The following is a 24,595-nucleotide window of genomic DNA, read 5'->3' on the forward strand; positions in this document are numbered from 1 at the left end:
TTTTCTGTAATGAACTGTAACGTGGGAACGCAGTTAAAACAAGTCTGTTGTCAAACAAGTTTCCAAATTAACATAATTTCACCAGCAAGCAACATCGCTACTTAAAAACAACAGATCGCATTGCTGTTTTGACCCTGCTTGTCTATCTGGCTAGCATGTTTGTGCAGAAACAAATGAATTTGAACAGAAATGGAAAAGCGCATGAAAGCCAACAACATGGATCAGCAGTTTCAAGACGGCCTGCAAATACGCAAGCAAGTCATGGGCGAGGCCTTTGTCGAAAAAGCATTTAGCAATACCGATGCCTTTACTGCACCCTTGCAGGAATTTGTCACCCGCAATGCCTGGGGTACGGTCTGGTGCCGTGATGGCCTGGATTTGAAAACCCGCAGCCTGATTACCCTCTCCATGCTGACGGCTCTGGGGCGCGCGCACGAGATCAAGGGCCATGTACGCGGTGCTGTCAATAACGGCGCCAGCATGAAAGAAATACAAGAAGTACTATTACATGCCAGCGTGTATTGCGGCATGCCGCTGGCCATCGATGCGTACCGTTCTGCCCATGAGGTTTTACTGGAAATGGGCAAGATAGATGCAGACCAGACTGACCACACATAGCCACCTGATATTTCTAAGGAAGCAGATATGACAGCGAGCAGAAAAGCAATCGCACTCACTGAGGATGGAGTAAGCCGTCCGTTTGCAGTGGAGGATGTACCCTGGGATGAATATTCCCACGGGCAGAGTTTTGGTTCACGTTATCGCCAGCTGGGCCAATATGGCGGCTGCCAGCACGTAGGCGTGTGCATGGAAGAACTGGCGCCCGGCAAGCATGCCTGCCCCAACCATTATCATTATCTGGAAGAAGAGCAATTGATGATGCTCGATGGCAGCCTGACCCTGCGCATGGGTGATGAGACCTACATCATGAAAGCTGGTGATTACATGGTATTCCCGGCTGGACAAAAGGTAGGCCATAGTTTGTTCAATCATACCGATGTAGTCTGCCGTTACCTGGTCATCGGTGAGCGTAATCCCCACGACGTGATTGTTTATCCCGATAGCAATCGTATCAGCGTGGTGCTGGCCGGTGAAGGTTATGACAAGGCGGCGACGCTGGAGTATTGGGAGCGCGAGAAGGATTGAAACGACTGGAAGGGCTTAATCAGTGGCGCAGGCTTTGCAACTAAGCACCCTAATTCCTCATTTGGTGTCATCACAGTAGCTGTCCGGCAAGAATTGCCGGATACTCTGCCTGGTCTTGATAGCGTAAAAGGATAAGAGATGCGCCGCATGTGGCTTTTTTATACCCTGGCATGGATAGCATATTCCATCCTGATTACTTTGGCGATACAGGTAGACGGCTTGTCCACTGGCCAATTTGACCTGCAACAGGCTATCAATTCAGAGTTCAATACCTTGCCTGCGGCTATCTCACTGGCCTTTATCTGGCCCCTGACTGCCTGGATGGAACGCAAGGCTTTGCGTCCGCTCAGCATCGTGTTCATCCATATTTTGCTGAGTGTGGCCTTTGGGTTTTTCTGGCATTACCTGGTCAGCGGTTTCATGCAATTGATCGTGCATGTCAAGGAAATCGAAAAAGTTCGCCCCCTGAGTGCGTATATCTGGCCCTTCCTGTACAGCCTGATGATGTATGGCGTAGTTGCCAGCATTTTTCATTCAGTGCGTTCCAGCGATGCGCGCCGCCTGCAAGTGCTGGCAGCAGCCCAGGCCCAGGGTTTGCTGGTGGTGGCAGAACTGGCCAGCTTGCGCAACAAGCTCAATCCCCATTTTTTGTTCAATACCCTGCATTCCATCATTGCCCTGATGCGCAAGGATGGCAAGGCGGCTGAAGCTGCACTCTTCCGTTTTTCTGACATGCTGCGCTATGTACTTGATACCGAAAAAAACGGTAATACCCATGTCGCTCTTGAAGATGAATTGAATTTTGTCCGCGATTATCTGAACCTGGAAGCCCTGCGTCTGGGTCACAGGCTCAATGTAGACTGGCAACTTGATGAAATGGCTGGTGGCTTTGGCGTGCCCGCACTGACAGTGCAACCACTGGTAGAAAACAGCATCAAGCATGCATTCAACCCGCGCAGCCAGCCTGGCAATCTTTTGATCAAGACCAGACTCAAGGCCCTGCATGGTGAACTGGAAATCACCATCCGCGATGATGGCCCCGGTGCTGAGCTGGCAGAAGTACAGGCGTCCAGTGGTATAGGTGTAAAAACTGTAGAGCGCCGCCTGCATCTTGAATATGGCGGGCGCGCCAGTTTCAACATCAATACTGCACCTGGACAGGGTTTTGAAATATGCTTGACGATACCTATCTCTTCGACCTGAGGTCAAGGATCAAATCATGAGCAAAATTAAAACCGCCTTCATCGCAGAAGATGAACCCCTGGCCCGCGAAGTCTTGCGCGATGCCGTCAGCGACAGGCCAGAACTCAGCCTCATCGGTGAAGCTGCCGATGGCGTCACGGCATTGACGCAAATCAATCTGCTGAAACCTGATGTGGTCTTCATGGATATACAAATGCCCGAGATGACAGGTCTTGAAGTCTTGCGCCGTCTCAGCCATTTGCCAGAAATCGTCTTCACTACCGCCTATGACCAGTATGCCGTGACCGCCTTTGAATTGCATGCGGTCGATTATTTGCTCAAACCATTTACACGTGAACGTTTTGATGCCGCGGTAGACCGCTTGCTGGATGCGCCGCCATCCATGCAAGCCATGGAACATGCCCTCAATCTGGCCGCCGGTCGCGACAGCGGGCGGCTGGAACGCATCCTGGTACGTGACCGCGGCCATATCTTCCCGGTCAATGTGAATGACATCGCTTATCTCAAGGCTGATGCCAAATACACTGCCATTATCGTCGGCGACCGGACCCATCTGGTCAGGCTGGGCATCACCGAACTGGAAACCCGGCTAGATCCGGCACGCTTCATACGCATACACCGCTCGTTGCTGGTGAACCTGGATTTCGTGGTCTCCATGAAGGCCGATGAGCAATCACAATTACGCCTGCATATGCGTGATGGCAGCGAATTGCTGGCCAACCGCGAAGCCTCGCGCATGTTGCGGGATATGTCCATCTGAGTTTGGCGGCTTTGCTCCTTCCTCTTCAAGGAGGGAGCTTGGGTTGGGGATGGTTTTCTGTTGATTGACGATGATCCTATTTTCTATGCCCGTAAGAGCGGCTTCTGCCGCGAACAATACGCCGTACCTCATATTCCCGTCTGTATCAACCATTCGCGGCTAAAGCCGCTCCTACGGGCATGGTTTCTCTTAGTCCTGAAGCAGTTCGCGAACCAGGTAAGCAATTCGCGCCATCTGGGTCTGCCTTCGTCGCATACCCCGGCAAGCCCGCCGCAGGCGCGGCAAGATACGGGTATCGCAAGCGGCGATGCAAACTACGGGAGACAGACGGTGAAGCACTATTTTCAATCTATGATTTTGGCGGCGAGTGTTGCATTCGCAGTGACTGGCATGGCGCAGGCAGCAGAGCTGACGGTAGAAGTGACAGGTCTGAAGAGTGCCAAGGGCAAGGTCATGGTCGCTGTGTATGACAAGTCAGAAAATTTCCTGAAACAGCCTTTCAAGGTAGCGGCTGTCGATGCCCAGGCTGACAAGGTCAAACTGTTGATTGCCGGTTTACCGGCTGGCGATTATGCCCTCAGCGTGTTCCAGGATGAAAACAGCAATGGCAAGCTCGATACCAATCCCATAGGCATGCCGGTCGAGCCTTATGGCTTCAGCAACGATGCCGCAGGCAATTACGGCCCACCCAGCTTTGCCCAGGCGCTGGTGCAAGTGTCAGATGCTGGCAAGCTCATCAGCATCAAACTTCGTTAAGGGAGGGTGAGTCATGGACAGGCGTCATTTTCTGCGCGGTGCATTGGCAGCGCTGCCGGCCATCGCATTGCCAGCCGGGGCATATGCAGATGAAACCAGGGACGCCTTTCTGGCGAGCCTGCCAGCCCACCAGCGTCTTGCTGTGCTCTGCAACCACGATGCAGATATGCCGGGTGGTACGGCAGTTGTCGAAGGTCGCTGGCCTGCCGGTCTCAACGGCACCTTCTACCGCAATGGCCCGGCGCGCTTTGAGCTGGGTGATGAGCGCTATCACCACTGGTTTGACGGCGATGGCATGGTACATGCGTGGCAAATGGAGCATGGCCGGGTACGGCATAAAGCGCATTTCGTGCGTACCAAAAAATTTGTCGAAGAATCAGCCGCAGGGCAGTTTTTGTATCCCGCCTTTGGTACCGGCATCAGCCGCAGACCAGTTGGCAATAATGATACGGTCAATACCGCCAACACCAATGCCGTGCCGCATGCAGGCAAGCTGTATGCCTTATGGGAAGGCGGCTCGGCCACAGAGCTCAATCCGGCCAGCCTGGCGACCGAGGGTATCAAGACCTGGCGCGATGATCTGGCTGCCATGCCATTTTCTGCTCATCCCAGGATTTCACCAGATGGTGTGCTGTGGAATTTTGGCGTCGCACCGGGTGCCAACAAACTGCTGTTGTGGCGCATAGATGCCGACGGCAGCCTGGGCAAGTTCGGCATGGTCAATGTGCCGCAATTGCCCATGGTGCATGATTTCGTGTTAACGGCAAAGTACATGGTCTTCCTGGTGCCACCGTTTGATTTGCGCAATTCACCAGACCAGAGCTATCTGGGCTCACATGTCTGGAATGGCCAGCGCCCCATGCGTGCGGTGGTGGTGGACCGTGCAGATTTCAGCCTGCGCCGCATTATAGAAATGCCCGCAGGCATGGTCTTTCACTCAGGTAATGGCTGGGACGAAGGCAATACCATCCGCCTCGATGCCAGCATGGCGGCAGACGACAGCAGCCTCAGGGGCCTCGGTAGCATCATGCGGGGCGACACCGGGAAGCTGCAGAATGCAGATACTGTGCTCATCACCCTGGATCTGAACCAGGGCACGACACGCAGCGAAAAACTGATGAGCGTGACAGAATTTCCCCGCGTATCACCAGTCGATATGGGTTTGCGCAATCGCCAGCTCTTCGTGACCACCGGCGACAAATCGCCAGAATTTGGCATGACAGGCATCGCCAGCATTGATATGGAAACTGGCCGTCACGACAGATACAACTATGGCCAGGGCTGGGTAGTCGAAGAACACATACCTGTACCCAAGCAGGGCGGCAAGGGTGTGTGGTTGCTGGGCGTGGCTTACGATGTGAGAAAGTCGCAGACGGCGCTGAGCGTGTTTGACGGTGGGCATTTGTCACAAGGCCCGGTGGCCAGGGCACGCCTGCCCTATGCGGCACCGCTATGCTTTCATGGTAATTTTTTGGCGGCCTGAGTTTGTCCCTAAGCAGGGGCCAGGCTTGTCAGCCCCTGCCCACCTGTTTAGACTGTCATGATGAAACCCGCACCTGCCAACCCGGTCAGCCTCTCACTTCGCAAACAAGAGGCCAACGACCATCCGCTTGCATTGATCCCCTACTTTCGCCGCTGGCAGCCGGGTATTTTGCGCGACCTCGTCTATACCTTCATGCTGGGCCTGGGTTTTGCCCTGTTTTTCTTTGCCCTGTATGCGTATAACCTGTCGCGTGACCAGTTGATGGCGCAGTTGTGGAATAATTTTGTCATCGCGATGTCGATCTCCTATTCCATCCATATCTTGTTCGCAATCAGCTCTTTTTTGCTTGGGCCTGGGCTGGAGAAGATTCGTGGCTGGAAGTGGGCTGCCTATTACCTCATCGTACCTGGCTGCGGTGTGTTTGCTGGCTATTTTCTGGCCGTCGTACTCATCAATCCGGCTGCGCTGCATCTGCATTTTTTCCAGCCGGGTGTCATTTTTAATTTCGCCATTGTTTCCGTACTGGTTTCCTGTGTGCTGCTATTTGCCTATCTGATACGGGAGCGTGAGTTACAGGACAAGGAAAAAATCGCCACAGAACAGCAACGCGCCCTGGAATCCGAGCGCCGCGCGCTTGAGGCGCAGCTACGCATGCTGCAGGCGCAGATAGAGCCGCATTTCCTGTATAACACCCTGGCCAATGCAGTAGGCCTGATACAGCCGGATCCGGCACGCGCCCGCCTCTTGCTCGAACGCCTCATCGACTACCTGCGCGCCACATTATCGGCCAGTCGTGACAGCGATACTCTGCTGCAGGGCGAGATCGATACGATCAGTGCTTATCTGGAGCTGATGAAGCTGCGTATGGGTGAACGCCTGCGCTACCGCATTGAAATGTCAGACCAGGCCGCCAGCCTGTCCATCCCGCCCATGCTCTTGCAGCCTGTCGTTGAAAACGCCATCAGCCATGGCCTGGAACCCAAGATAGAAGGTGGCGAAATCCTGTTGAACGCGCACGTAGAGAAAGATCATCTGCATGTCACTATCAGTGATACCGGCGTGGGTTTCCAGACGGTTGCCAGCAGCAAGCCAGGTGGCGGAGTAGGTTTGGCTAACTTGCGTGAACGCATAGCCGCACTGTATGGCAAGCAAGGCAGCCTGAGCATCACGGAAAATTCCGCAGGCGGCGTCAGCGTGAGCCTGCATCTGCCCTTGCCACCTGAATTTACGTCACGATAAATACATGCCTACCGCACTCATAGCAGACGATGAAGTCACCCTCGTCAATTTTTTGAAAGCCGAGCTGGCAGTGCTCTGGCCTGAACTGAAGATTATCGCCGAGGCCTACAATGGTGCAGATGCCTTGCGCCTGATCAACGAACTCTCACCTTCCATCGCCTTTCTGGATATTCGCATGCCGGGCATGAGCGGGCTGGAACTGGCCAGTCAATTGCAAGCTGCGAATACTGCACCGCTGATGGTTTTTGTGACCGCATACCACCAGTATGCAGTCGATGCCTTCGAACGCGAGGCTGTCGATTACCTGCTCAAGCCACCGACCAGGGAGCGACTGGGGCGCTGCATAGAAAAACTCAAACGCCAGCTTGCAGCAACATATGGGGCAACACCTGCTGCAGATGTGCTTGCCAGACTCATGTCCGCCATGTCATCCATGACAGCGATGCATCAAGCCCCCGCAGCAAGCCGTCTTGACTGGATACGTGCCGCAAACGGCAATGACACCCGGCTGATTTCCATTGATGAGGTGGTTTATTTCGAGGCGAACGACAAATACGTGTCTGTCTTTACAGACACAGGCGAATCGCTGATACGCATGCCGCTCAGGGAATTGCTGGATGGGCTGGACAGCAGCCGCTTCTGGCAAGTACATCGCGGCACGATAGTCGCCGTCAAACACATAGCAGGCACCACGCGTGATTTTCGTGGACGCACCCTGCTCAAACTCAAAGAGCGACCCGAAGAATTACTGGTCAGCCGTGCTTATCTGCATTTGTTCAAGCAGATGTAGCCTCGGTGCGATGAGGACGGATATCAAACCACACTGCCAAACCTGTCCCTGAAAAATCCCGGTGTTGTCCCCAGATGTTTCATGAAGCTGCGGTGCAGGGTATCGAGGCTGCTATAGCCTGAATGGTCGGCTATCCTGGCCAGGGGCCAGCTGGTCGTGATCAACAAATTCTTGGCGAATTCCAGTCGGGCGGCATCGACAAAACGCGCTGGCGTGCTGCCGGTTTCTTGCTGGAAGATGCGCGAGAAATTACGCTCGCTCATGTGCACTCGCGCCGCCAGTGCTGGCGTGCGCAAGTCACCAGCAGGCTGGGCCAGTATCTCATTGACTAATTGTTGCAGGCGCGAGTTGCTCTGGTTTTGTGATGAAACCTGGCTTTGCAGGGTATGACTGTATTGCGATTGCCCACCAGCGCGGCGCATATACAGCACCAGCTCACGCGCCACCGCCAGACTCAGTGCCGGGCCACCATCAGCTTCCAGCAGCGACAGGCACAGGTCTATGCCAGCTGTGACACCTGCCGAAGTGTAGATGGGGCCGTCAGCAGTGAAAATCGCATCAGCATCGAGCTTGACCTGAGGGAAAAGCTTTTGCAATAGCGCGCAGCTATTCCAGTGCGTGGTAGCACGGCGATCATTGAGCAAACCGGCAGCAGCCAGTACCAGCGCATCTATGCAAACGCTGGCAATACGACGGGTATTTTTGCTGCGTGCTCGCAGCCAGGGTAGCAGAATATTCTCCTTAGCCGCTTCGCGCATCGCAGCCTCGCTGCCGCCAGTGACAATGATGGTATCAATCTCTGCTGGCAAATCCCTGAGTGCGCATACCCCATGTATTTCCAGCCCGGCGTGGGTGGTGATGACACCACCATGCGGGCTGGCAACTATCAGGCGATAGGCTGGCATGGCTGATGGTTTGTGCTGGTTGGCCACGGCAAACACTTCCATGGGGCCACTCAGGTCCAGGCTTTGTACGCCAGCCAGGGTAATGAAGACGATGGTGCGGGTATGTTTATCCATGGCTGAATTTGCGACAAGATTGGCACTACGGCCAAGATGTTGATGATTATAGTGTGCCTGTGCATAAATCCCCGGTGTACTGATGAAAACAAAAATCCTGCTCTTCCTGTTCCTGGCCCTGAGCTTTTCCCTGGCTATTGCAGATAGCCTGTCCACGCCTTTACCTGACTATCAGGCGCGTTTTGGCCGCAAGCAACCCCTCATCGCCGTGGTCGCCGATAATGAAATGACCGAGTTGACCGACTTTGTCGTGCCCTATGCCGTGCTCAAGGCCTCAGGTGCGGCGCAAGTCTTGTCCGTGGCAACCGGCAGCGGCGTGGTCAATCTCTACCCTGCACTCAAGATGCAGGCGGAGACGACAATGGCAGGATTTGACCAGACTTATCCACAAGGGGCGGACTATGTCATCGTCCCGGCTCTGCATAATGTGCAGGCGGCGGTACTGCAAAACTGGGTCAGGGCGCAGGCTGCCAAAGGGGCTATCATCGTTGGTATCTGTGACGGCGTCTGGGTTTTGGCCCATGCGGGTTTGCTGGAGCAGCGCCGTGCCGTGGGTTTCTGGTATTCCATGGGTGGCCTGCAAAAACAATTTCCCGCCACGACCTGGGTGCGCAACCAGCGTTACCTCGCCGATGGCAAGATCATCACCACGACAGGCGTGACAGCATCTCTGCCCGCGTCACTGGCCCTGGTCGCGTCCATTGCGGGTCACGAGCGCGCCACAGCTCTCGCCAGTGAGCTGGGGATAAAAGATTACTTATCCACACATGACAGCCAGCAATTCAAAATGAGTTTTGCCCATGCTACGACCATTGCAGGCAACTGGCTGCGTTTCTGGTCACATGAAGAAATCGCGCTGCCGCTGAGCGCAGGTGTCAACGACATCGCCCTGGCCCTGTATGCCGATGTCTGGTCGCGTACCTACCGTTCGCAAGTCAAAACCTATGCCAGCAGCATGCAGGCTGTGAAGTCGCGTTATGGTCTGCAACTGCTGCCGGATGCCGTGGCCGATGCAGCTGGCATGGACAGGATCAAAAAAGAACACAACTGGCTGACAGAGATAGCTCCGGCAAGAGCCATGGACCAGGCTCTGCAAGAAATAGGCAAGGCCTATGGGCTGGCGACCAGGGCCATGGTCAGTACCTTTATGGAATATCCGCAATAGTAAGATACATCATGAAGCTGAACCAACTTATTGTAAACTGGTCAAGTATTGCTGTGTTAACGCAAAGGGACGACCATGTTTGCTTACAGATTCAAATTGCTGGCAATACTCTTGATGTGCTTTGCACTGACGGCCAATGCCGCCACAGTTTTTCCTGGCAAAGAATGGGAGGTGACTGCCAGCACCACTGCACAATGCAAACAGGGCCAGACTGAACTCGATAGCTATGTGCAAAGGCAAGCCACCACAGCTCTGCTCGCCATCAAGGATGGTCGCATCCTGTATAGCTACGGTAAGACCGATGTGCCAAGCATCATAGAGTCACAACGCAAAAGCATCTTGTCCATGCTGTATGGTAAATACGTCGCGAATGGGACTATCAATCTTGACCAGACCCTGGAGACTGCCAATATCGACGATGTTGGTGGCCTCTTGCCTGCAGAAAAACAGGCCAGAGTGCGTGATCTGCTGACTGCACGCTCAGGGGTTTTTCATGCCGCCGCCAATAGTGGCGATGATCTGGCCAGTGCACCCGCACGTGGTACACAAACACCGGGCAGCTATTTTCTGTATAACAACTGGGACTTCAATGTCGCTGGCACTCTGCTGGAAAACGCCACCCACAAAAGCATCTATCAATTGTTCGATGAAGACATCGCGCAAAGCCTGCAACTGCAAGACTACAAACTCAGCGCCCAAAAGAAATTTGGCGACAAAAGCAAATCCAACCACCTGCCCTATCACTTTTTCCTGTCCACCAGAGACATGGCCCGCATAGGCTTGCTGACCCTGCATGCAGGTAACTGGAATGGCAGGCAGTTGATACCAGCAGACTGGATGCGCGTGACCACCAGTTTTTATACACCTTCATCCGACATGCACCCTGCCAGCACAGCAGCACGCCATGTCGCCTATGGCTATATGTGGTGGGTGCTCGAAGAACCCAGCGACTCACCATTGCAAGGCGCCTACATGGCCTGGGGTTTGCACGGGCAATACTTGCTGGTTATCCCCAGGCTGGATATGGTGATCGCCCACCAGCGCCGCGTGCCTGTGGATGGCAAATGGGATCAACCTAAAGTGGGTAAGAATGCGTTTATCCACATGGCGAAATTGCTGACAGAAAATTGTTCGTGATATGAATTTAAAACTTGAACCTTGCACGCCCAATGATGCTGCGCAGTTGGCAGAACTGCGCGTCCTCGCCATGCGCCCAAGTCTTGAGCGCATAGGGCGCTTTGATACAGAAAGAGCACGGCAGCGCCTGCTGCAAAATTTTGTAGCTGAATGCACCAGGCTCATCAAACTGGATGGTTTGCTCGCCGGGTTTTTAGTGCTGCGTCCAAAGGACAATGATCTCTTGCTGGATCATTTTTACCTGCATCCAGATTTTCAGCAACGTGGTCTGGGTAGCGCAGTCATAAAGTTGGTGCTGGCAGAAGCCGATGCAATGGGAAAGATCATCCACGTAGGCGCCTTGCGTGACAGTGATGCCAACCGTTTTTATATTCGACATGGCTTTGTTTTACGCGAGATAACTGAATTTGATAATTATTATCTGCGTTATCCACAGGCTGATACAAGCAGGTGCGAATAGCTTGCGTATTCGCATGCATGATTTTAAAAAGCCCGGTAGTACTTGCAGGCTGGACATGCGTGCGATTACGTTATATTAGTCGCATTTACTCGGGCTAATCGTATCTGCACATCATGCCAATATAGATTTTTATGCTTTACTATTTGCATTGATAAATTGACCAAATAAAAAATTAGGATAGATAGTTCATGAGCTATGTCATGCATATTTGGGAAGGCCCTGAGCCTGCCAATGTTAAGGATATCCCCAGACTGCTTGATTTGATATCACAGAATCGTTCACGGCAAAATCCCAAATTCATTGAATTTGCCAGCAAACTGATGCAACGCTATCCCTATGACGATGATGAGGAGGAAGAAACCGGTATTTGGACTGATGGTTTTATAGACGGGAAGCTTGGGTCAGCAGTTTTTGTGCTTGGTGTTGCCACCCCCAACCGTTCCATATGTCGATTTATTGTAAGTACAGCAAAAGAGTTGGGTTTAAATGTGCACGACATGCAAGAAGGGAGAGACTACTTTTCATCAGGCAGAGTAGTTCCACCATTTAGTAGCGTCGAGTTATCCCAAATGGCGTCGCGACCAGAAATACTTTCCATCACTGAGAAGAAAATTGCTGTCAATATTGCTCTTCACCCGTTTCTGAGCAATAGTGGATTTACTGTTTCCGATGATAAAATTAAACTGATACGCCGATTACCAGACGGTATTCAACGTATTAGCCCTATGTTTATTCGTGGTGAAATAGATGATTTCTACTGTCCTGTAAAAATAGACGAAGTACAGCGGATATACAATCCACTTTTTTTACCTGAAGATCCTGATCTCTACCGAAAAATTAATACCTTCAGCACTTTTCTTAGCTGGATTGTGAATGATAAGTCATCGATCGTTTTTCCAGCGGGAACCGATCAAGAAATCAAACACTGTATCACCAGATTGGCTCCAGTCATTCTGAAAAAAATCATCCCCCAACTCGACTGGTGTACTGATGTAATGCGGATCAACGAAGCGATTTATAACAACGCGATACCTTCTGTGAAAATCGATCCGCTGCGAAGACTGATCATCGCCCGTTTGGCTGATGATCCATGTTTTGAGAATTTGGTGCAGCAGCTAGACGCTGAAACCGCTAATAAAAAATCCGAAGAGCAGGATAAATTTTTCAGGCTTCGTGATTTTCTTCGAAAATATGATGTGAAGAATCCAGTCTCGCCGGAAATTCATCAAAAATATCCCTATGACCCATCAAGTATGCCGGTTGGAACACGTATTGAACATATCCCGATGAAACAACAGGGCGTCATATCAAAAATAACGGGGCAATGTTTTGGAACTCGGATTCATATTAATTTTGATGACGGAGATAGCGGCACATTCACTCCTGTGGTTTATAACATGCTAAAGCGTATATGATTGGAACCTTGGAAATAAGTTTGGAGTAATTCCCGCATTGATACAGACCACGGAGGTGCGAATAGCTAGCGTATTCGGACGAATGGTTTTCAAAGGATGAGTAATAATATCTTACAGCGTGACATACGTGTGATTACGTTGCGCTAATTGCACCTACGCGGGATTCAACATAGGGGAAAATATGAATGACGTAATGCGCTCGGTCTGTAAGGCAAACATCTTTTATGCCCTGGACAGATTACAAAAACATTCAGACCAGTATGTAATCGATCAAGCGGAAATGATCAAGGCACTTCTCACTGATTTGGAGTTATCAACAACCTCACCCAATGTGGAAGAAGAGGCTCCTTCAAGAAAAATCTGGGACACTGATCCAACAAATTACGACACATATAGATTGCTACACCAATTTGGATTATCTCCCACGCAATTGATTGATGTCACCAAGTGCGAAGGGCTTCATGAATTGCGTGCAATTAGAATGCTTAGACTTACATTCGACTTGTCCTATATGGAAGCCAAGGCAATATTTGATGGTCATGTGGGTTCTTAAGATGAAATCGACGATCAGGGCCGCTTGGCACCATGCGTGCGATTACTTTGCTCTAATCGCACCTAAACGCTATAAGTATTCAAAAGGCCTGGTCTCATTAGAAGATGGTGGAACTGTTTGCCCAGCCAAGTTCGTTAAGTGAATTATGGCTTTCACAGGTAGCGACTAACTCCCAGATGCCTGTCCAGTTTTTCCTGTTCCAAAGCATCGAGCGTCTCCCTGTGGGCGCGTATGGTGTAACCACCGTGCAGTTTGCCGTCGTGGTTGATCATCCAGTCGACAACGGCATCGTCGGTGACCTGGAAGCTGTCGCCGATTTCATAGTCTGCCAGGGCTTGCGGCAACTCAAATAATTCTGCAAGAAAACCTTCTGTATTACTTTCGAGCACCAGTAGCCATACGAAGATATTGCCATTGGCTAATACGAACTTGGTTTTGACGAGGGGGTGGAATTCTCTGGCAGTGTTGCTGTAAATCAGCTGGCGAAATTGGGGCAGGGATAGTTGTGCCTGGGCAAATGCTCGCTGCATGTCCTCGTCATCGGTCTTGCTCATGCTGATCCTGGCACCGGGATCAAGATCAGGCTGGCGGCCCATTTTCCTTCTGCTCATCTGCCAGTCATACCAGCAGTTTTCCGGGTCTATGTCGTCGTAGCCGCGAGATTCATCGAGTGCATCTGCATGGGGTTTTTCCATCATCATGACATTCGCGTAATCGCGTATGTTCAGCACTTGTGCATGCGTCAGGGGCTCACCTTTGCTGTCTTCTGCATGCACCAGCAGGGCAATCAGGGCGGGAATAAAAACGGGAATCAGTTGCTCTTCACTCATGGTTTTCTTTCAGCATGGCTGCAGATTTGCCAATGTAGAAATTCTACTCTGGCAAACCTGCCCTGACGGGGTCAGACATGTAAAGAAAGGAGACTTGTTGTGACAAATTATTTCTTTGCTTGCGGATTATTTTCTTTGCCTTCTGGCGGGTGTGGTGGCCTTTCAGGGCGGGCAAACAGGCCCTTGGGTGAATTGGTGCAAGTCGCAGAAATCTTGCCTTCGCGTGGCGTGGTGATTTGCACGACAGCGCCCTCTTTCTTGCCTTTGCAATCTTCATAGGCTTGTGGTGGCGGCTCACGCGGTGGCCTGTCGTCTCTGCCTGCTTCTGGCGGTTTTTTCTGGTCGCCGCCGGGTGGCTGGGCATGGGCGAACAGGCTGGCAGCCAATGCAGTCATGAATATACTGGCACGTGCCAGGGTGAGTAAGCTTTTCATTCTGTTTCCTTTCAATGGTGTTGAGGACAGAATAGATCTTAAGCAAAAATTATGAAGAAAAAGTGAAGACAGGCACTTCTTTACCTAGCTTTACTTTGTCACGCTCACACTGATCCTGTCATATCTTCCATAAGCATCAAAAGCAGTAATATCATAGCGCCCGGCCTCAGGAAATTCTATGATCTGAGACTGGTTCGCCAGCTTGTTCGATACAAGATGGCCATTCACCATCCAGCTGACTTCGGCCTGTGAGCCACGAATTTCCAGCCTGGCTTTGGGCACTTCCTTGTCGCTGGCCCTGTGCAGGGTTTCGCCATCGCTAAGGCCGACTATCTTGATGCTCTCATCAGCATTGTAGATCGCTGCGCACTCTGTTGCCCAGGCAGGTGGCAGGGCGACTTTGCGCAGTCCTGCGTCCAGCCAGGGTTCGAGGGCGGAGGGCCAGCGGGCGGCCTGCAATTTGTCCATGGAGCGTTTGCTGCATTCGGGGGCGACCCGCAGGCCGCTCTGGCTATCGACAAAGTAAGTGAATATGGGCGAAGCGGTTTTCAGGCGGTCGGCAAAACTGGGTGGCGCTGCGCCATTCAATATCCATGCGGTGCGTTGCAGCGGGCAGAGTTTTTCTACTTGTTCGCTGGCGCGAGTACCCAGCGGCCAGCAGATTTTTTCCTGGCTGACGGTGGCTGGCGGCACATCCGGGCTGGTGTTGCGGCCATCGGGTATGGCGGTAAAAATATCCACCAGCAAGGGGGCTGCCACATTTGCACCAAAGAAGCCGGGATTGGGTGTGCCATCTGGCCGCCCTACCCAGACGCCTATGGTGTAGCGCTTGCTGACGCCAACTGCCCAGGCATCGCGAAAACCAAAGCTGGTGCCGGTCTTCCAGGCGATGCCACGGTAGCTGCCATTGCCTTCTACGGCACGCGCCACTGGCCCGCCAGTTTCCAGTATGTCGCGCACGATGAAGGCGGCACCTTCACTCATCATTCTTTGTTCCTTGTGTGGCGCGTTTGGTGTCATGCGCGGTACGGCGGCCATGCCCTTACGTGCCAGGGAAGAATAGGCACCGACCATGTCTTCGAGTTTTGCTCCTGCACCACCAAGTATCACGCTGAGGTTAGGAGTCGCGCCACGCGGGAATTCCAGCTTCAAGCCACCACGCCTGAGCATGGAGACAAAGTTCGATGAACCCAGTTGTTCCAGTACTTCGACAGCCGGTACATTCAGGGATTTTACGAGGGCTTCAGACACACTGACCGGGCCACTGAAATTTTGCTGGAAATTACCAGGCTGGTAACCAGAAAAAGATTGCGGTGTATCGGACAATAAAGATTCTGAATGGATCAGACCTTCATCAAGTGCAAATGCATACAAGAATGGTTTCAGGGCAGAACCTGGTGAGCGTGCAGCCCGCACCATATCAACATCACTGAAACGCTCACGATCACTAAAATCTGCCGAGCCAGCATAGCCCAGCACTTCAAAGCTGGCATTGTCCATTACCATCGCAGCCATCGACACATGTGGCGGCAATTGTCGTATGCGGTCAGCCAGCAGGGTTTCCAGCGTTTGCTGGATTGCCGTATCAACCGTGGTCTGGATGACGGCTTGCTGGTTTTTGCTATGCCTGGCCTGCTGCTTCATACGCAGTGCCAGCAAAGGGGCAAGTAGAGGCTCACGCACTACCTGCGCCGTAACAGGCTCGGTCAGGGCATCGGCAATGATGTCCTTGCTCCAGTTGCCATCCATGCGGCGTATCACCTTGTCACGCGCCACCTGCGCACGTTGTGGATAACGGTCAGGCCGCAAGACTGAGGGTAATTGCGGCAGCACCGTCAGCAGCGCGGCCTCGGCATGCGTGAGGCGGCTGGCAGGTTTTCCGAGGTAGGCGCGGCTGGCTGCTTCCATACCTTCGAGCACGCCACCCATGGGGGCATAGTTGAGGTAGAGGGTCAGGATTTCTTTTTTCGAATAATGCGCTTCCAGTTGCAGGGCGCGTGCAATCTGTTTGAGCTTGCCACGCAGGGTATGTGGTGTAGGGTCGATGATGCGCGCCACCTGCATGGTGATGGTGGACCCACCGGATACGATCTTGCCATTGTGCACCCACTGCCAGGCTGCCCGCGTCAATGCCAGCGGGTTGACACCAGGGTGCCACCAGAAAGCCCTGTCTTCATACTGCGTCAGCGCATCGACATAATAGGGCGAAACTTCCTGCAGACTGATGGCATGACGCCAGATGTGGTCCTTGTCAGGGAAGGCGCGTAAAGGCGTGCCGTCGCGGGCCAGGACTACCATGGCGTAAGGGGAATCGCGACCGGGTTTGGGAAGAGGGAAGCAGAGGTCGGCGATGATGAAGGTCAGGGCGACGATGATGATTGCTGCGCATTTCTTTTTATGCGTGAGCAGGACTTTACGCAGGAAAGTGAAGTTGGTGTACTTCTTGAGATTGAGCGTCATTCGGGTAGGTCTTTATTAGAAACGCATTCAGGAAAAATAAGATAAAAGAACGGGATATGGCGTTATTTTTATAATGATCAAATTACCCTGTTTTTGATCTTCAACCGCTTGGGACGATGTAATTTGTGCTTCACAGAAAATGGAATCAGAAGAGCCGATGTTTGAGCGAAGCGAGTTTCGGATCTTCCCATTTTTTGTGAAGCACAAATTATGCTGAAGCGTAGCGTAAGCACCCGAAGGGCGAGTCTGCGGTCGCCTTTCTTTGGTGAAGCAAATAAAGGAATTCGGCCGCCGGGCCGAGACCCGGCTTGTATCTGCGGAGGGCAATCGTTTTAACAATGACTCAAGTATGCAACGAACGCCGCTGGGCTCCTGCCTTCGCAGGAGCGACGTTTTTTTGATTGCCGTTCATCAAAAAACTCAAGCCTTACTCAGTGTTTCCTCTGTGGCTCTGTGTCTCTGTGGTGAGAGGTCTTGAATCGGGCGTTGATTAACGAATACGCCATCAAGCGCCCAGAGTTGGGCTGATGAAGCGTAGCCCAACCTACACAATAAGTCCCTACTTCCCACTCTCCACCACAGTCAACACATCCGTCCCACCGGTTTGCCCATACAAATCCGGCCTGTACATATCTTCTGCATACAGCGGCGGTATCACGAATTTACCTGGGGTCACTACCCGCACGCGGTAGAACAGGTTCAGTACATTCCAGTCCATGCGTACTGCTGCCACAAACCTGTCATCGCGGAATTCTACATGCTTGATATGCGGGTCTTGCATGACTTCGGCGGGCTTGAGTTTATCTATCGTCACCGTACTCATTTGCTCACCCTGGACGATATTCGTGTTCTCGATTTCCAGGCCCGCCGGGATGCGATCGACGATCATGCCTGTGCCCATGGCGTTGCGGCTGCGGGCGGTGATGCGCATGATGATGGTCTCGCCTACCTTCAAGGCACGGTTGCCGATTTCCGAGCCATCCGGTGCATACATCTTGCGGCTCAGTTCTATGACATCAGTCTTGGCAGGTGGCATCTTGACCGGGTTGCCGTTCATGGACAATTCTACGTACAGATTGTCCTTGCTGTTATTACTCAGCTTGACACCGCCAGATAATTCACTGGCCTGCAATTCCCGGAACAGCGTCGTCTTGGCTGACAATTCATCAGCCTTGCCGGCGATGGCTAAAGTACCAGTCCATGGAGCTGCTTCACCAGTGCTGTAAGAACGACCTACCAGGAACAGGGCGAGTTTTTCCTGGGTGCTGTAGTAGCGGTATTTCTCCATTTCATTGGCGATGACGCCTATCAGATTGTCTCGACCAGGGATGTTGATCTGGTGGCGATCCAGCAAGGCGTAGGACAGGGCAGCATCGCGCAGATTGCTGCCATAGTCATACCACCAATAGCCATTGTCACGGCCCTTTTTGACACCTTCAGCCAGTGCCACATCGCTGCGTCCCTTGTCGCCCATTTGCTTCAGGGCGATGCCCAGTTGTATCAGGCCCAGGCCAGACTGTGCATTGCCACGGACATCATGCATCTGGCGCAATGTTGCCAGTGGCGCTTTGTTCTGACGTGACAGTACATAAGCACCGGCTGCCAGTACACTGAAGCGGCCATTGTCGAGCACACGGTTTTCTTCCCACAAGCCAGTGCTGTTGGCAGTCGTTGTAGAAGTTGCAGCTGCCACCGGTTTTGGATTGGCTGGCAAACGTGCTACCCCTTCCTGCAAACCACGCAGCAAAAAGTCCAGTGCCTTGTTATACATGGCATCTGGCACACCAAAGCCCTGTTCACGTGCATCCACCAAGAAGCCGGTGACATAGGCGGACAACCAGTATTCAAATTCGGATGCATTACCCCACAGGCTGAAGCCGCCATTCGGTGCCTGCATGGTGGCCAGGCGGGCGATGGCCTTGTCCAGCATTTCCACTCTTTGCTCGCGTGTATATGGCTTGAGTCCAAAGCGTTTGGCGGCTTCTTCATCAATGAAGACATGCGGGTAAGCGGTACTGGTGGTTTGCTCGACACAGCCGTAAGGGTAAGTCAGCAAACCCTGGATGGCAGCGCGGACATCGATAGGTGCCTTGTTCGATACCACCATGTGCGCCAGCACAGATGCCTTGTGCAAGCCAGCCAGATCAGCTTCCTTGATATCCAGCGATTCACCAGCCTTCACCGCGAAGCGTTTGGTGATCTGTGTCTGTGGCGTAGGAGCCTGCACGGTCAGGGCAAAGCTGCGCTCCATCTTGATACCAGAGCCGCTGATATTAACGGTGATGGTATGCAAACCCGGCACAGGCCTGGCTTCGATAGGGAAGCGCAGGGTTTGTTTTTGCTGGTCTTTGAGGCTCAGGCTGCGTTCGGCTTCTGTCAGTTTCAGGGCTTCGCCGCCGTTGATGCTGACTTTCAGGTTTTGTCCTGCACCCGAGAGATTATGCAAATCCAGCGCGACGATGGCAGTGTCACCAAAAGACAGGAAGCGTGGTGTCGCCAGCTCGGCTATCAGTGGTGCCGCCACTGTCATCTCGGCATCTTTGGCACCAAAACGCTCACCGCCAGCAACCACAGCCATCAGGCGCAAGGTACCGTTAAAGTCGGGGATGACCAGCGGTATCTCGGCCTCACCCTGATCATTGAGTTGTACAGGGCCACTGAAGATATCGATGAGTTTGACCTTCTTCGGCAAGCTCTTGGTTGCCTTGGGTGTGTTATCACCACCAAACTTCAGCTTGCCTTTCTGGCCCTGCATTTTTTCTATGAGACGGCCATAGATATCATGCTGGTCAGGGCCATAGCGCAATTTGGCAAAGAAAAAGGCATGCGGATCAGGCGAGGCAAACTTGGTGATGTTAAGTATGCCGACATCCACTGCCGACAGGGTCACCATGGTTTTTTGGCCTTTGGCTTCTGGCACCTTGATTTTTACCTTGACGGTGGTGTCAGGCAGCACTTTGACAGGTGCTTCCATGCTCACCGCAAATTTGCGGTCTGTTCTGTCCAGCGGGATATGCGCCAGGCCCAGTGCACGTGCCGGTGTCACCTTATCACCCTCATTGCCAGGGCGCAGAACCACGGCAGAGACATACAGGTCATGGCGTTTCCAATCCTTGTTGAGCGGGATATCTATCGTCGTCGCATCGGCACCGACAGACAGGCGTTTTACCCACAGGGTCTTGTCACCTTCCACCGTGATCAGGGCTTCGCCTTTATGCGGCGGGGTAATCGTCAGGTGTGCTGTGTCACCGTCCTTATAGACGGGCTTATCCAGCTTCATGGCGACCTTGTCGGGGCGTACACCCTGGCTTTCGTCACTGCGCGCGCTCCAGCCTGCATAGAAGCGATACACGGCCTGCATCTTGGTATCCGGGTCCAGCACTTCAAGGCGATAGCGGCCATAGTGCACTGGCAGGCGCAATTTGCCACGGCCATTGGCGGGCACGGCAACGACACTGGCTTCTACCAGTTCATCGGTTTCAGTAAAGCCAGACTGCCAGCCGCGCTGGTCTTCAAAGCGCCAGTAGTAATTGCGGTCTTCGCGGAACAGGCGTACCGGCAAGGTTGGCGATGCCTGCAATTTGCCATCCTTGTCCGAGCGTATGACTTCAAATTCCACAGGGCTGCCTTCAGGCGCATATTCACCCGTGAACATGGGGCGCAGGCCGACCAGCACAGGGGCGGGCCAGACTACCCGTTCCATACTGCGTACGACAGGGCGACCACCACTTTCCAGCAGGCTCAGGGTAGTGCGTACTGTGAAGGGGGAACGGCGTTTGGCGATAGGCGAGAGATCAACATCGACGGAGGCCTTGCCTTCATCATCGAGCTTGCTTTCTTCCAGCTCAGTACGGGTCTTGGCTTCGTTTTCAGTGACATCACCAAATTCAAAACCTGGGTATTGCTTGGCCAGCGGGTTTTTATTGCGTTCAAACTGGGCCACACCCAGCAGGCGGTTGCCGGCAGCCGGTGCGCCATACAGATAATTACCAACGACATCGACACTGTAGTCACTATCAGCCGCCAGCGTAGCCAGCTTGCTGGACAAATCCAGTTTCATGCGCTCTGGCAGGAATTCTTCAACGCCGAAGCGAAATACCGTACCTGGCACCTTGTCGGCAGGGTCGGCGCGCAATTCCAGCGTCCAGAAACCGGTAGGTGCATCGGCTGGTAATTCTATGCGTTTGACGAGGTAACCACCAAAGCGCTGGTCTGGCCGCCAGGTGGCGGTGAACTGGTCCTTGCCATCGGGACGTTTCAATTTAGCCTGTATGGCCTTGGCAGGCACACTGCGGCCATCGGCATCGCGGGCCAGTACCGATAAATCAAATTGCTCGCCAGGGCGGTATAAGTTGCGGCCAGAATAGGCGAACAGACGCGTCGCCTTGAATGGCGAGCCAGTGATATCGTATTCCGACAAATCAAGCGCCGGTTCTTTCAGGGCCAGTACAGAAATCTGCTCACCCTTGCGTGCCATCAAGACCTTGGCGGCCTTGGGTTGCTCGGCAAAAGTCGCATGGCCATCACCATCGGTATCTGACTTGGCCAGCACCTTGCCTGCTTCATCCATCCAGGAGACTTCGACACCACTGACGGCCTTGCCATCGGTCAGGGAACTGACAAAGGCGTCGGCTGACTTGTCATACAAACGCGTATGCAGGCCCAGATCAGACACATAGAAATAAGTAGTCTGGTATTCGTAGCGGAAGCGCCCAGGCTGGCTCATGACTGCGACATACACGCCGGGTTCCTTGAGTTCCTTGATGTCTTCCACCGAGATGTAGGTGACGCTGCGCTTATTGGCTTTTTGCTCGGTCATGAAGCGGCCAAGGTAGACGCTGTCTGACATGCCACGCAGGTCATCGATCTGGTAAATCTGAACAGCGCCCTTCAGGCTGCTGCGCCTGTAGTCATAGTTGTAGTCATCGCCGCCTTCGCCCTCTTCACCCTCAGCTTTTGCAGTATCGGATTTTTTTGTTTTGCCATTGATGACGCGATCCAGAAAGCGCGGCAACTGATCATTTTTCACACGCAGGAATTGCACATCGACTTCCGGCACATTCACCGTGACGATAGGCAAGCCGCCATTTTGTTTGGCGGGCAAGACCATGCCATTGCTGGCGAAATAATAGGAAGGCGATACTGGCGCAGAAACGATGGAATAGCGCGCCTCGCTACCCAGGGTTTTGCCATTGCGCGCAGGCAGGCCGATTTGGACCTGGACCACATAACGGGTTTGTGGCTTGATATGCGGGAAGTACAGGAGACGCGGGTTGTCACCCACCACCCAGGCACCGGCTACCGGCTTGCCACCCTTGCTGTCGGTATCTTCTGCCGTGGTACTGACAGTGCTGACCTTGCCCTTCCTGGGCTGGCCATCGTCGTCGTAGCCATTGTCTTCATCATTATTGCTGGTCTCGGATTTTTTCAGGTCGGCTGCCGAAGGTGGCATCTCGAATACCTGCAAATACTTTTCGTAGGTCTTGCTACTGTCGAGCGGAATGCTGAAAGTCAGCGCCAGTGCCGGTGCGCCATCGAGGCCACGGTCTGCCGCATCGACCAGGCTAAGTGGGGCATTTGGGTCATCATTGATTACCAGGCCGCCCACAGCATCAGATGCTCCCGGGCTTTTGTTCTTGTACCAGTATGCGCCGCCTATGATGGCAATGAATAAGGCGAACAACATCGCCATTTTGAACGATTTGCTTTGCATGTGGCTTCCCTGATTTATCTGGATGATTGCTTAAATTTCGCCCAATGATTATGACACGCACATTGTCAACAATTTCACTTGTTACGATATCTTCCGGTGTTACGATTTCTTCCGCGGGGGGAAATGCAACAGAGCTTCATAAGAGAATTTCAGTGCTCAGGGGGTGGGGCGCAGATACGTAAAATAGATCACCATCAACAACAAGGCTGCGGCCAGTACGCCCGTGACAATAAAGAAAGCGATGTGGGTTTTACCGTAAGTCGCCTGGCACAGCGCACCTATGCACAGGCAAATACCGCGCAGGACGGCAAGCGAGCTGAGGAAAGTGATGAAACCAAATAGTTTGGCATAGCCAAATGCGGAATTAAAGAATTCGGTGTTACTGGGATTGCTGCCATGCCCACCCTGTCCAGCCAAACCCGCAAGCAGAACGATGCCAACCACGACCGTGATGGAGACAATCAGGAAGAGTACGAAAATCGGTATGGATAACAGTAAGGCGCGTGTCGCTTGTCCCCATGTGACGATGTGCTCGTTCTTGACTGCATTGCTGAGATATTCAATCACGATATTCCACCTGTTCCATGGACAAAGCTATGTGTCTTGTTCATGCACAGGGTTAAGGTGGCATGGGCGAAAATATACAAAATAATAGGCATACTATCGCGATGGAACACAAAAACATAGCCGACCAAAGTATGTGGTGGCTTCAGGTGGGGGATCAATACGGTTCAAACCGAATCTGATGCTTTTGCAAGACGTCCAGCATCAATTGCTTCCAGGGCCCGCTGGGTGCCCAGACCTTGCTGACGGCTTCATAGGCGATGGCCGGGTCTTCCTTGCCTACCACCACGCGGTACAAAAAGACCATGGTCGAAGCACGCATATTCACCTGGCAATGTACCAGTACCTTTTTGTTTCCCAGGCCCTGCAGTATCGCGGCAAAGCTTTCGTAGTCGTTGACGGTGGGCTTGTTGAAAACTATCGGGATATTCACAAACACCATGTTCTGGCGACCGACGATGAGATTCTCTTCGCGCACGGCATCAGAGACATGCGGCGGGGCCAGGTAGATGACGGCTTCATAGCCTTGCGCGGCCAGGCTTTCCAGGGCTTTGGCCGTGGGCTGGCCTGAGCTGGTCAGTTGTGTGGTAATCGGGACGACATTCGGTGCATCAATGTTTTGTGCATAGGCATCTGTGGATAAGCCTGTACATAAGGCTGTGGACAAGCCTAGAAAAACGGTGCATAAGTATGTAGATAAGCTTGTGGATATGCCTGTGGACAGACCTGTGTATAAGATTCTGTCTCGCAGGCCTGGGCTGCTTATTCCTGCGGAGGACTGCTCACGTTTTCCTTGAATAGATTGCGTCGTGTCGTGAACCATACCCAAGTCCCCCATGCTCCGTAAATAACGCCCATCGGCAATAAGACCCATTCCCACCATGCGAGATGTTGGTCGCTTATTAGTGCGGCAACACAAATAATGACCATGAGTGGTCCAAATAGCCAGGGAGGTAGCCATTTTTCCCAAGGTAATAGGCCTATCATATAGCTTTCCTTCATTTTTCAAAGCGCTCATGCGGGATTGTCCTGCACCAGGCTCAGCAAATTCGCATCGCGACAGATGCGCCACTTACCATCGGCCTGCAAGCGCCAGATGCTCAGCACATTCCCGGCACGTTTCATGTGCGGGCCTGCCTGTTTCGGGGCGATCTCGACTTGCAGGTAAGACCAGGTATAGGCCAGATCAGCCTGCACGACAATTTCCTGTATCTGGGAGCTGGAAGCGATGTGATGTGTCTGTAAGATGTTGCGCAGGTTCTGGGCAAATTGTTCGCGGCCCTTCATGGGCGCATGGCCTGCTATCAGGAACACCACTTCTTCATCCATCAGATCAAGCAACTTATCCACATCCCCGGCAGCCGTGGCATCCTGCCATAGCTGGATATTATTCAGTATGGTGGTGGTTGCTGCGCTGGCTTGCTCGCTTACTTCAGTGTGCATGGCTATCCTTGTTGATGTTTGGGGC

General features: G+C 52.9%; 21 protein-coding genes. 13 read left to right on the forward strand and 8 right to left on the reverse strand.

Features of this window, described 5'->3' with window-relative positions:
- The first annotated feature begins 201 nt into the window (after window positions 1–201).
- From ACO0LF_RS05520 to ACO0LF_RS05555, 8 genes are all read left to right on the forward strand, one after another.
- Window positions 202–618 (forward strand): carboxymuconolactone decarboxylase family protein, encoded by a 417-nt coding sequence (locus ACO0LF_RS05520; protein ID WP_423012732.1) that lies wholly within the window; start codon window positions 202–204, stop codon window positions 616–618.
- A 27-nt stretch (window positions 619–645) separates the two neighbouring features.
- On the forward strand, window positions 646–1,146 hold the full coding sequence (locus ACO0LF_RS05525) for a cupin domain-containing protein (RefSeq protein WP_423012734.1): 501 nt from the start codon (window positions 646–648) through the stop codon (window positions 1,144–1,146).
- A gap of 147 nt (window positions 1,147–1,293) precedes the next feature.
- The gene (locus tag ACO0LF_RS05530) at window positions 1,294–2,349 is read left to right on the forward strand and encodes a sensor histidine kinase (protein ID WP_423012736.1); all 1,056 of its coding nucleotides are present in this window, start codon (window positions 1,294–1,296) and stop codon (window positions 2,347–2,349) included.
- 16 nt (window positions 2,350–2,365) lie between these two features.
- Window positions 2,366–3,109 (forward strand): LytR/AlgR family response regulator transcription factor, encoded by a 744-nt coding sequence (locus tag ACO0LF_RS05535; protein WP_423012738.1) that lies wholly within the window; start codon window positions 2,366–2,368, stop codon window positions 3,107–3,109.
- A 330-nt stretch (window positions 3,110–3,439) separates the two neighbouring features.
- Window positions 3,440–3,865 (forward strand): DUF2141 domain-containing protein, encoded by a 426-nt coding sequence (locus ACO0LF_RS05540; RefSeq protein ID WP_423012740.1) that lies wholly within the window; start codon window positions 3,440–3,442, stop codon window positions 3,863–3,865.
- Window positions 3,866–3,878: 13 nt separating this feature from the next.
- Entirely contained in the window at window positions 3,879–5,348 is a 1,470-nt protein-coding gene (locus ACO0LF_RS05545) for a carotenoid oxygenase family protein (protein ID WP_423012742.1), read from the forward strand.
- A 57-nt stretch (window positions 5,349–5,405) separates the two neighbouring features.
- Window positions 5,406–6,587 (forward strand): sensor histidine kinase, encoded by a 1,182-nt coding sequence (locus ACO0LF_RS05550; RefSeq protein ID WP_423012744.1) that lies wholly within the window; start codon window positions 5,406–5,408, stop codon window positions 6,585–6,587.
- Between the two features lie 4 nt (window positions 6,588–6,591).
- Entirely contained in the window at window positions 6,592–7,377 is a 786-nt protein-coding gene (locus tag ACO0LF_RS05555) for a LytR/AlgR family response regulator transcription factor (RefSeq protein ID WP_423012746.1), read from the forward strand.
- Window positions 7,378–7,400: 23 nt separating this feature from the next.
- Here ACO0LF_RS05555 and ACO0LF_RS05560 read toward each other — a convergent pair whose 3' ends face one another.
- On the reverse strand, window positions 7,401–8,396 hold the full coding sequence (locus tag ACO0LF_RS05560; protein ID WP_423012748.1) for a GlxA family transcriptional regulator: 996 nt from the start codon (window positions 8,394–8,396) through the stop codon (window positions 7,401–7,403).
- Window positions 8,397–8,478: 82 nt separating this feature from the next.
- Here ACO0LF_RS05560 and ACO0LF_RS05565 point away from each other — a divergent pair, with 82 nt between their 5' ends.
- The 5 genes from ACO0LF_RS05565 to ACO0LF_RS05585 all read left to right on the forward strand — a co-directional run bounded on the left by ACO0LF_RS05565 (window position 8,479) and on the right by ACO0LF_RS05585 (window position 13,126).
- Window positions 8,479–9,561, forward strand: a complete 1,083-nt coding sequence (locus ACO0LF_RS05565; RefSeq protein ID WP_423012750.1) for a DJ-1/PfpI family protein — start codon at window positions 8,479–8,481, stop codon at window positions 9,559–9,561.
- 75 nt (window positions 9,562–9,636) lie between these two features.
- A complete protein-coding gene (locus ACO0LF_RS05570; RefSeq protein ID WP_423012752.1) occupies window positions 9,637–10,698 on the forward strand; it encodes a serine hydrolase domain-containing protein in 1,062 nt (353 codons plus the stop codon).
- 1 nt (window position 10,699) lies between these two features.
- Window positions 10,700–11,158 (forward strand): GNAT family N-acetyltransferase, encoded by a 459-nt coding sequence (locus ACO0LF_RS05575; protein WP_423012754.1) that lies wholly within the window; start codon window positions 10,700–10,702, stop codon window positions 11,156–11,158.
- Between the two features lie 188 nt (window positions 11,159–11,346).
- On the forward strand, window positions 11,347–12,573 hold the full coding sequence (locus tag ACO0LF_RS05580) for a hypothetical protein (protein ID WP_423012756.1): 1,227 nt from the start codon (window positions 11,347–11,349) through the stop codon (window positions 12,571–12,573).
- A gap of 181 nt (window positions 12,574–12,754) precedes the next feature.
- Window positions 12,755–13,126 carry a hypothetical protein gene (locus ACO0LF_RS05585; RefSeq protein WP_423012758.1) on the forward strand — a complete coding sequence of 124 codons (372 nt, stop codon included), beginning with the start codon at window positions 12,755–12,757 and terminating at the stop codon, window positions 13,124–13,126.
- 152 nt (window positions 13,127–13,278) lie between these two features.
- Here the strand turns inward: ACO0LF_RS05585 and ACO0LF_RS05590 are convergent, their stop codons facing one another.
- The 7 genes from ACO0LF_RS05590 to ACO0LF_RS05620 form a co-directional block, all read right to left on the reverse strand.
- Window positions 13,279–13,956 carry a DUF2314 domain-containing protein gene (locus ACO0LF_RS05590; RefSeq protein WP_423012760.1) on the reverse strand — a complete coding sequence of 226 codons (678 nt, stop codon included), beginning with the start codon at window positions 13,954–13,956 and terminating at the stop codon, window positions 13,279–13,281.
- A 107-nt stretch (window positions 13,957–14,063) separates the two neighbouring features.
- Entirely contained in the window at window positions 14,064–14,390 is a 327-nt protein-coding gene (locus tag ACO0LF_RS05595) for a hypothetical protein (RefSeq protein ID WP_423012762.1), read from the reverse strand.
- Between the two features lie 90 nt (window positions 14,391–14,480).
- Window positions 14,481–16,850: a penicillin-binding protein 1C gene (gene pbpC, locus ACO0LF_RS05600; RefSeq protein ID WP_423012764.1), complete on the reverse strand. Its 2,370-nt coding sequence runs from the start codon at window positions 16,848–16,850 to the stop codon at window positions 14,481–14,483.
- Between the two features lie 559 nt (window positions 16,851–17,409).
- Window positions 17,410–22,563 (reverse strand): MG2 domain-containing protein, encoded by a 5,154-nt coding sequence (locus tag ACO0LF_RS05605; protein ID WP_423012766.1) that lies wholly within the window; start codon window positions 22,561–22,563, stop codon window positions 17,410–17,412.
- A 156-nt stretch (window positions 22,564–22,719) separates the two neighbouring features.
- Window positions 22,720–23,130 (reverse strand): hypothetical protein, encoded by a 411-nt coding sequence (locus ACO0LF_RS05610; protein ID WP_423012768.1) that lies wholly within the window; start codon window positions 23,128–23,130, stop codon window positions 22,720–22,722.
- Between the two features lie 154 nt (window positions 23,131–23,284).
- Window positions 23,285–23,794 carry a protein tyrosine phosphatase family protein gene (locus ACO0LF_RS05615; protein WP_423012770.1) on the reverse strand — a complete coding sequence of 170 codons (510 nt, stop codon included), beginning with the start codon at window positions 23,792–23,794 and terminating at the stop codon, window positions 23,285–23,287.
- A 347-nt stretch (window positions 23,795–24,141) separates the two neighbouring features.
- Window positions 24,142–24,570, reverse strand: a complete 429-nt coding sequence (locus ACO0LF_RS05620; protein ID WP_423012772.1) for a YybH family protein — start codon at window positions 24,568–24,570, stop codon at window positions 24,142–24,144.
- Between the last annotated feature and the right edge of the window lie 25 nt (window positions 24,571–24,595).

It is taken from the genome of Undibacterium sp. Di27W (assembly GCF_049340345.1).
Taxonomy (GTDB): domain Bacteria; phylum Pseudomonadota; class Gammaproteobacteria; order Burkholderiales; family Burkholderiaceae_D; genus Undibacterium.

What these genes read in the sequence shown, in the direction of transcription:
- ACO0LF_RS05595 (WP_423012762.1), bottom strand. Translation starts at nt 14,390, where the DNA reads ATGAAAAGCTTACTCACCCTGGCACGTGCCAGTATATTCATGACTGCA.
- ACO0LF_RS05565 (WP_423012750.1), top strand. Translation starts at nt 8,479, where the DNA reads ATGAAAACAAAAATCCTGCTCTTCCTGTTCCTGGCCCTGAGCTTTTCC.
- ACO0LF_RS05550 (WP_423012744.1), top strand. Translation starts at nt 5,406, where the DNA reads ATGATGAAACCCGCACCTGCCAACCCGGTCAGCCTCTCACTTCGCAAA.
- ACO0LF_RS05520 (WP_423012732.1), top strand. Translation starts at nt 202, where the DNA reads ATGAAAGCCAACAACATGGATCAGCAGTTTCAAGACGGCCTGCAAATA.
- ACO0LF_RS05530 (WP_423012736.1), top strand. Translation starts at nt 1,294, where the DNA reads ATGTGGCTTTTTTATACCCTGGCATGGATAGCATATTCCATCCTGATT.
- ACO0LF_RS05545 (WP_423012742.1), top strand. Translation starts at nt 3,879, where the DNA reads ATGGACAGGCGTCATTTTCTGCGCGGTGCATTGGCAGCGCTGCCGGCC.
- pbpC (WP_423012764.1), bottom strand. Translation starts at nt 16,850, where the DNA reads ATGACGCTCAATCTCAAGAAGTACACCAACTTCACTTTCCTGCGTAAA.
- ACO0LF_RS05580 (WP_423012756.1), top strand. Translation starts at nt 11,347, where the DNA reads ATGAGCTATGTCATGCATATTTGGGAAGGCCCTGAGCCTGCCAATGTT.
- ACO0LF_RS05575 (WP_423012754.1), top strand. Translation starts at nt 10,700, where the DNA reads ATGAATTTAAAACTTGAACCTTGCACGCCCAATGATGCTGCGCAGTTG.
- ACO0LF_RS05620 (WP_423012772.1), bottom strand. Translation starts at nt 24,570, where the DNA reads ATGCACACTGAAGTAAGCGAGCAAGCCAGCGCAGCAACCACCACCATA.
- ACO0LF_RS05555 (WP_423012746.1), top strand. Translation starts at nt 6,592, where the DNA reads ATGCCTACCGCACTCATAGCAGACGATGAAGTCACCCTCGTCAATTTT.
- ACO0LF_RS05525 (WP_423012734.1), top strand. Translation starts at nt 646, where the DNA reads ATGACAGCGAGCAGAAAAGCAATCGCACTCACTGAGGATGGAGTAAGC.
- ACO0LF_RS05570 (WP_423012752.1), top strand. Translation starts at nt 9,637, where the DNA reads ATGTTTGCTTACAGATTCAAATTGCTGGCAATACTCTTGATGTGCTTT.
- ACO0LF_RS05535 (WP_423012738.1), top strand. Translation starts at nt 2,366, where the DNA reads ATGAGCAAAATTAAAACCGCCTTCATCGCAGAAGATGAACCCCTGGCC.
- ACO0LF_RS05590 (WP_423012760.1), bottom strand. Translation starts at nt 13,956, where the DNA reads ATGAGTGAAGAGCAACTGATTCCCGTTTTTATTCCCGCCCTGATTGCC.
- ACO0LF_RS05585 (WP_423012758.1), top strand. Translation starts at nt 12,755, where the DNA reads ATGAATGACGTAATGCGCTCGGTCTGTAAGGCAAACATCTTTTATGCC.
- ACO0LF_RS05560 (WP_423012748.1), bottom strand. Translation starts at nt 8,396, where the DNA reads ATGGATAAACATACCCGCACCATCGTCTTCATTACCCTGGCTGGCGTA.
- ACO0LF_RS05605 (WP_423012766.1), bottom strand. Translation starts at nt 22,563, where the DNA reads ATGCAAAGCAAATCGTTCAAAATGGCGATGTTGTTCGCCTTATTCATT.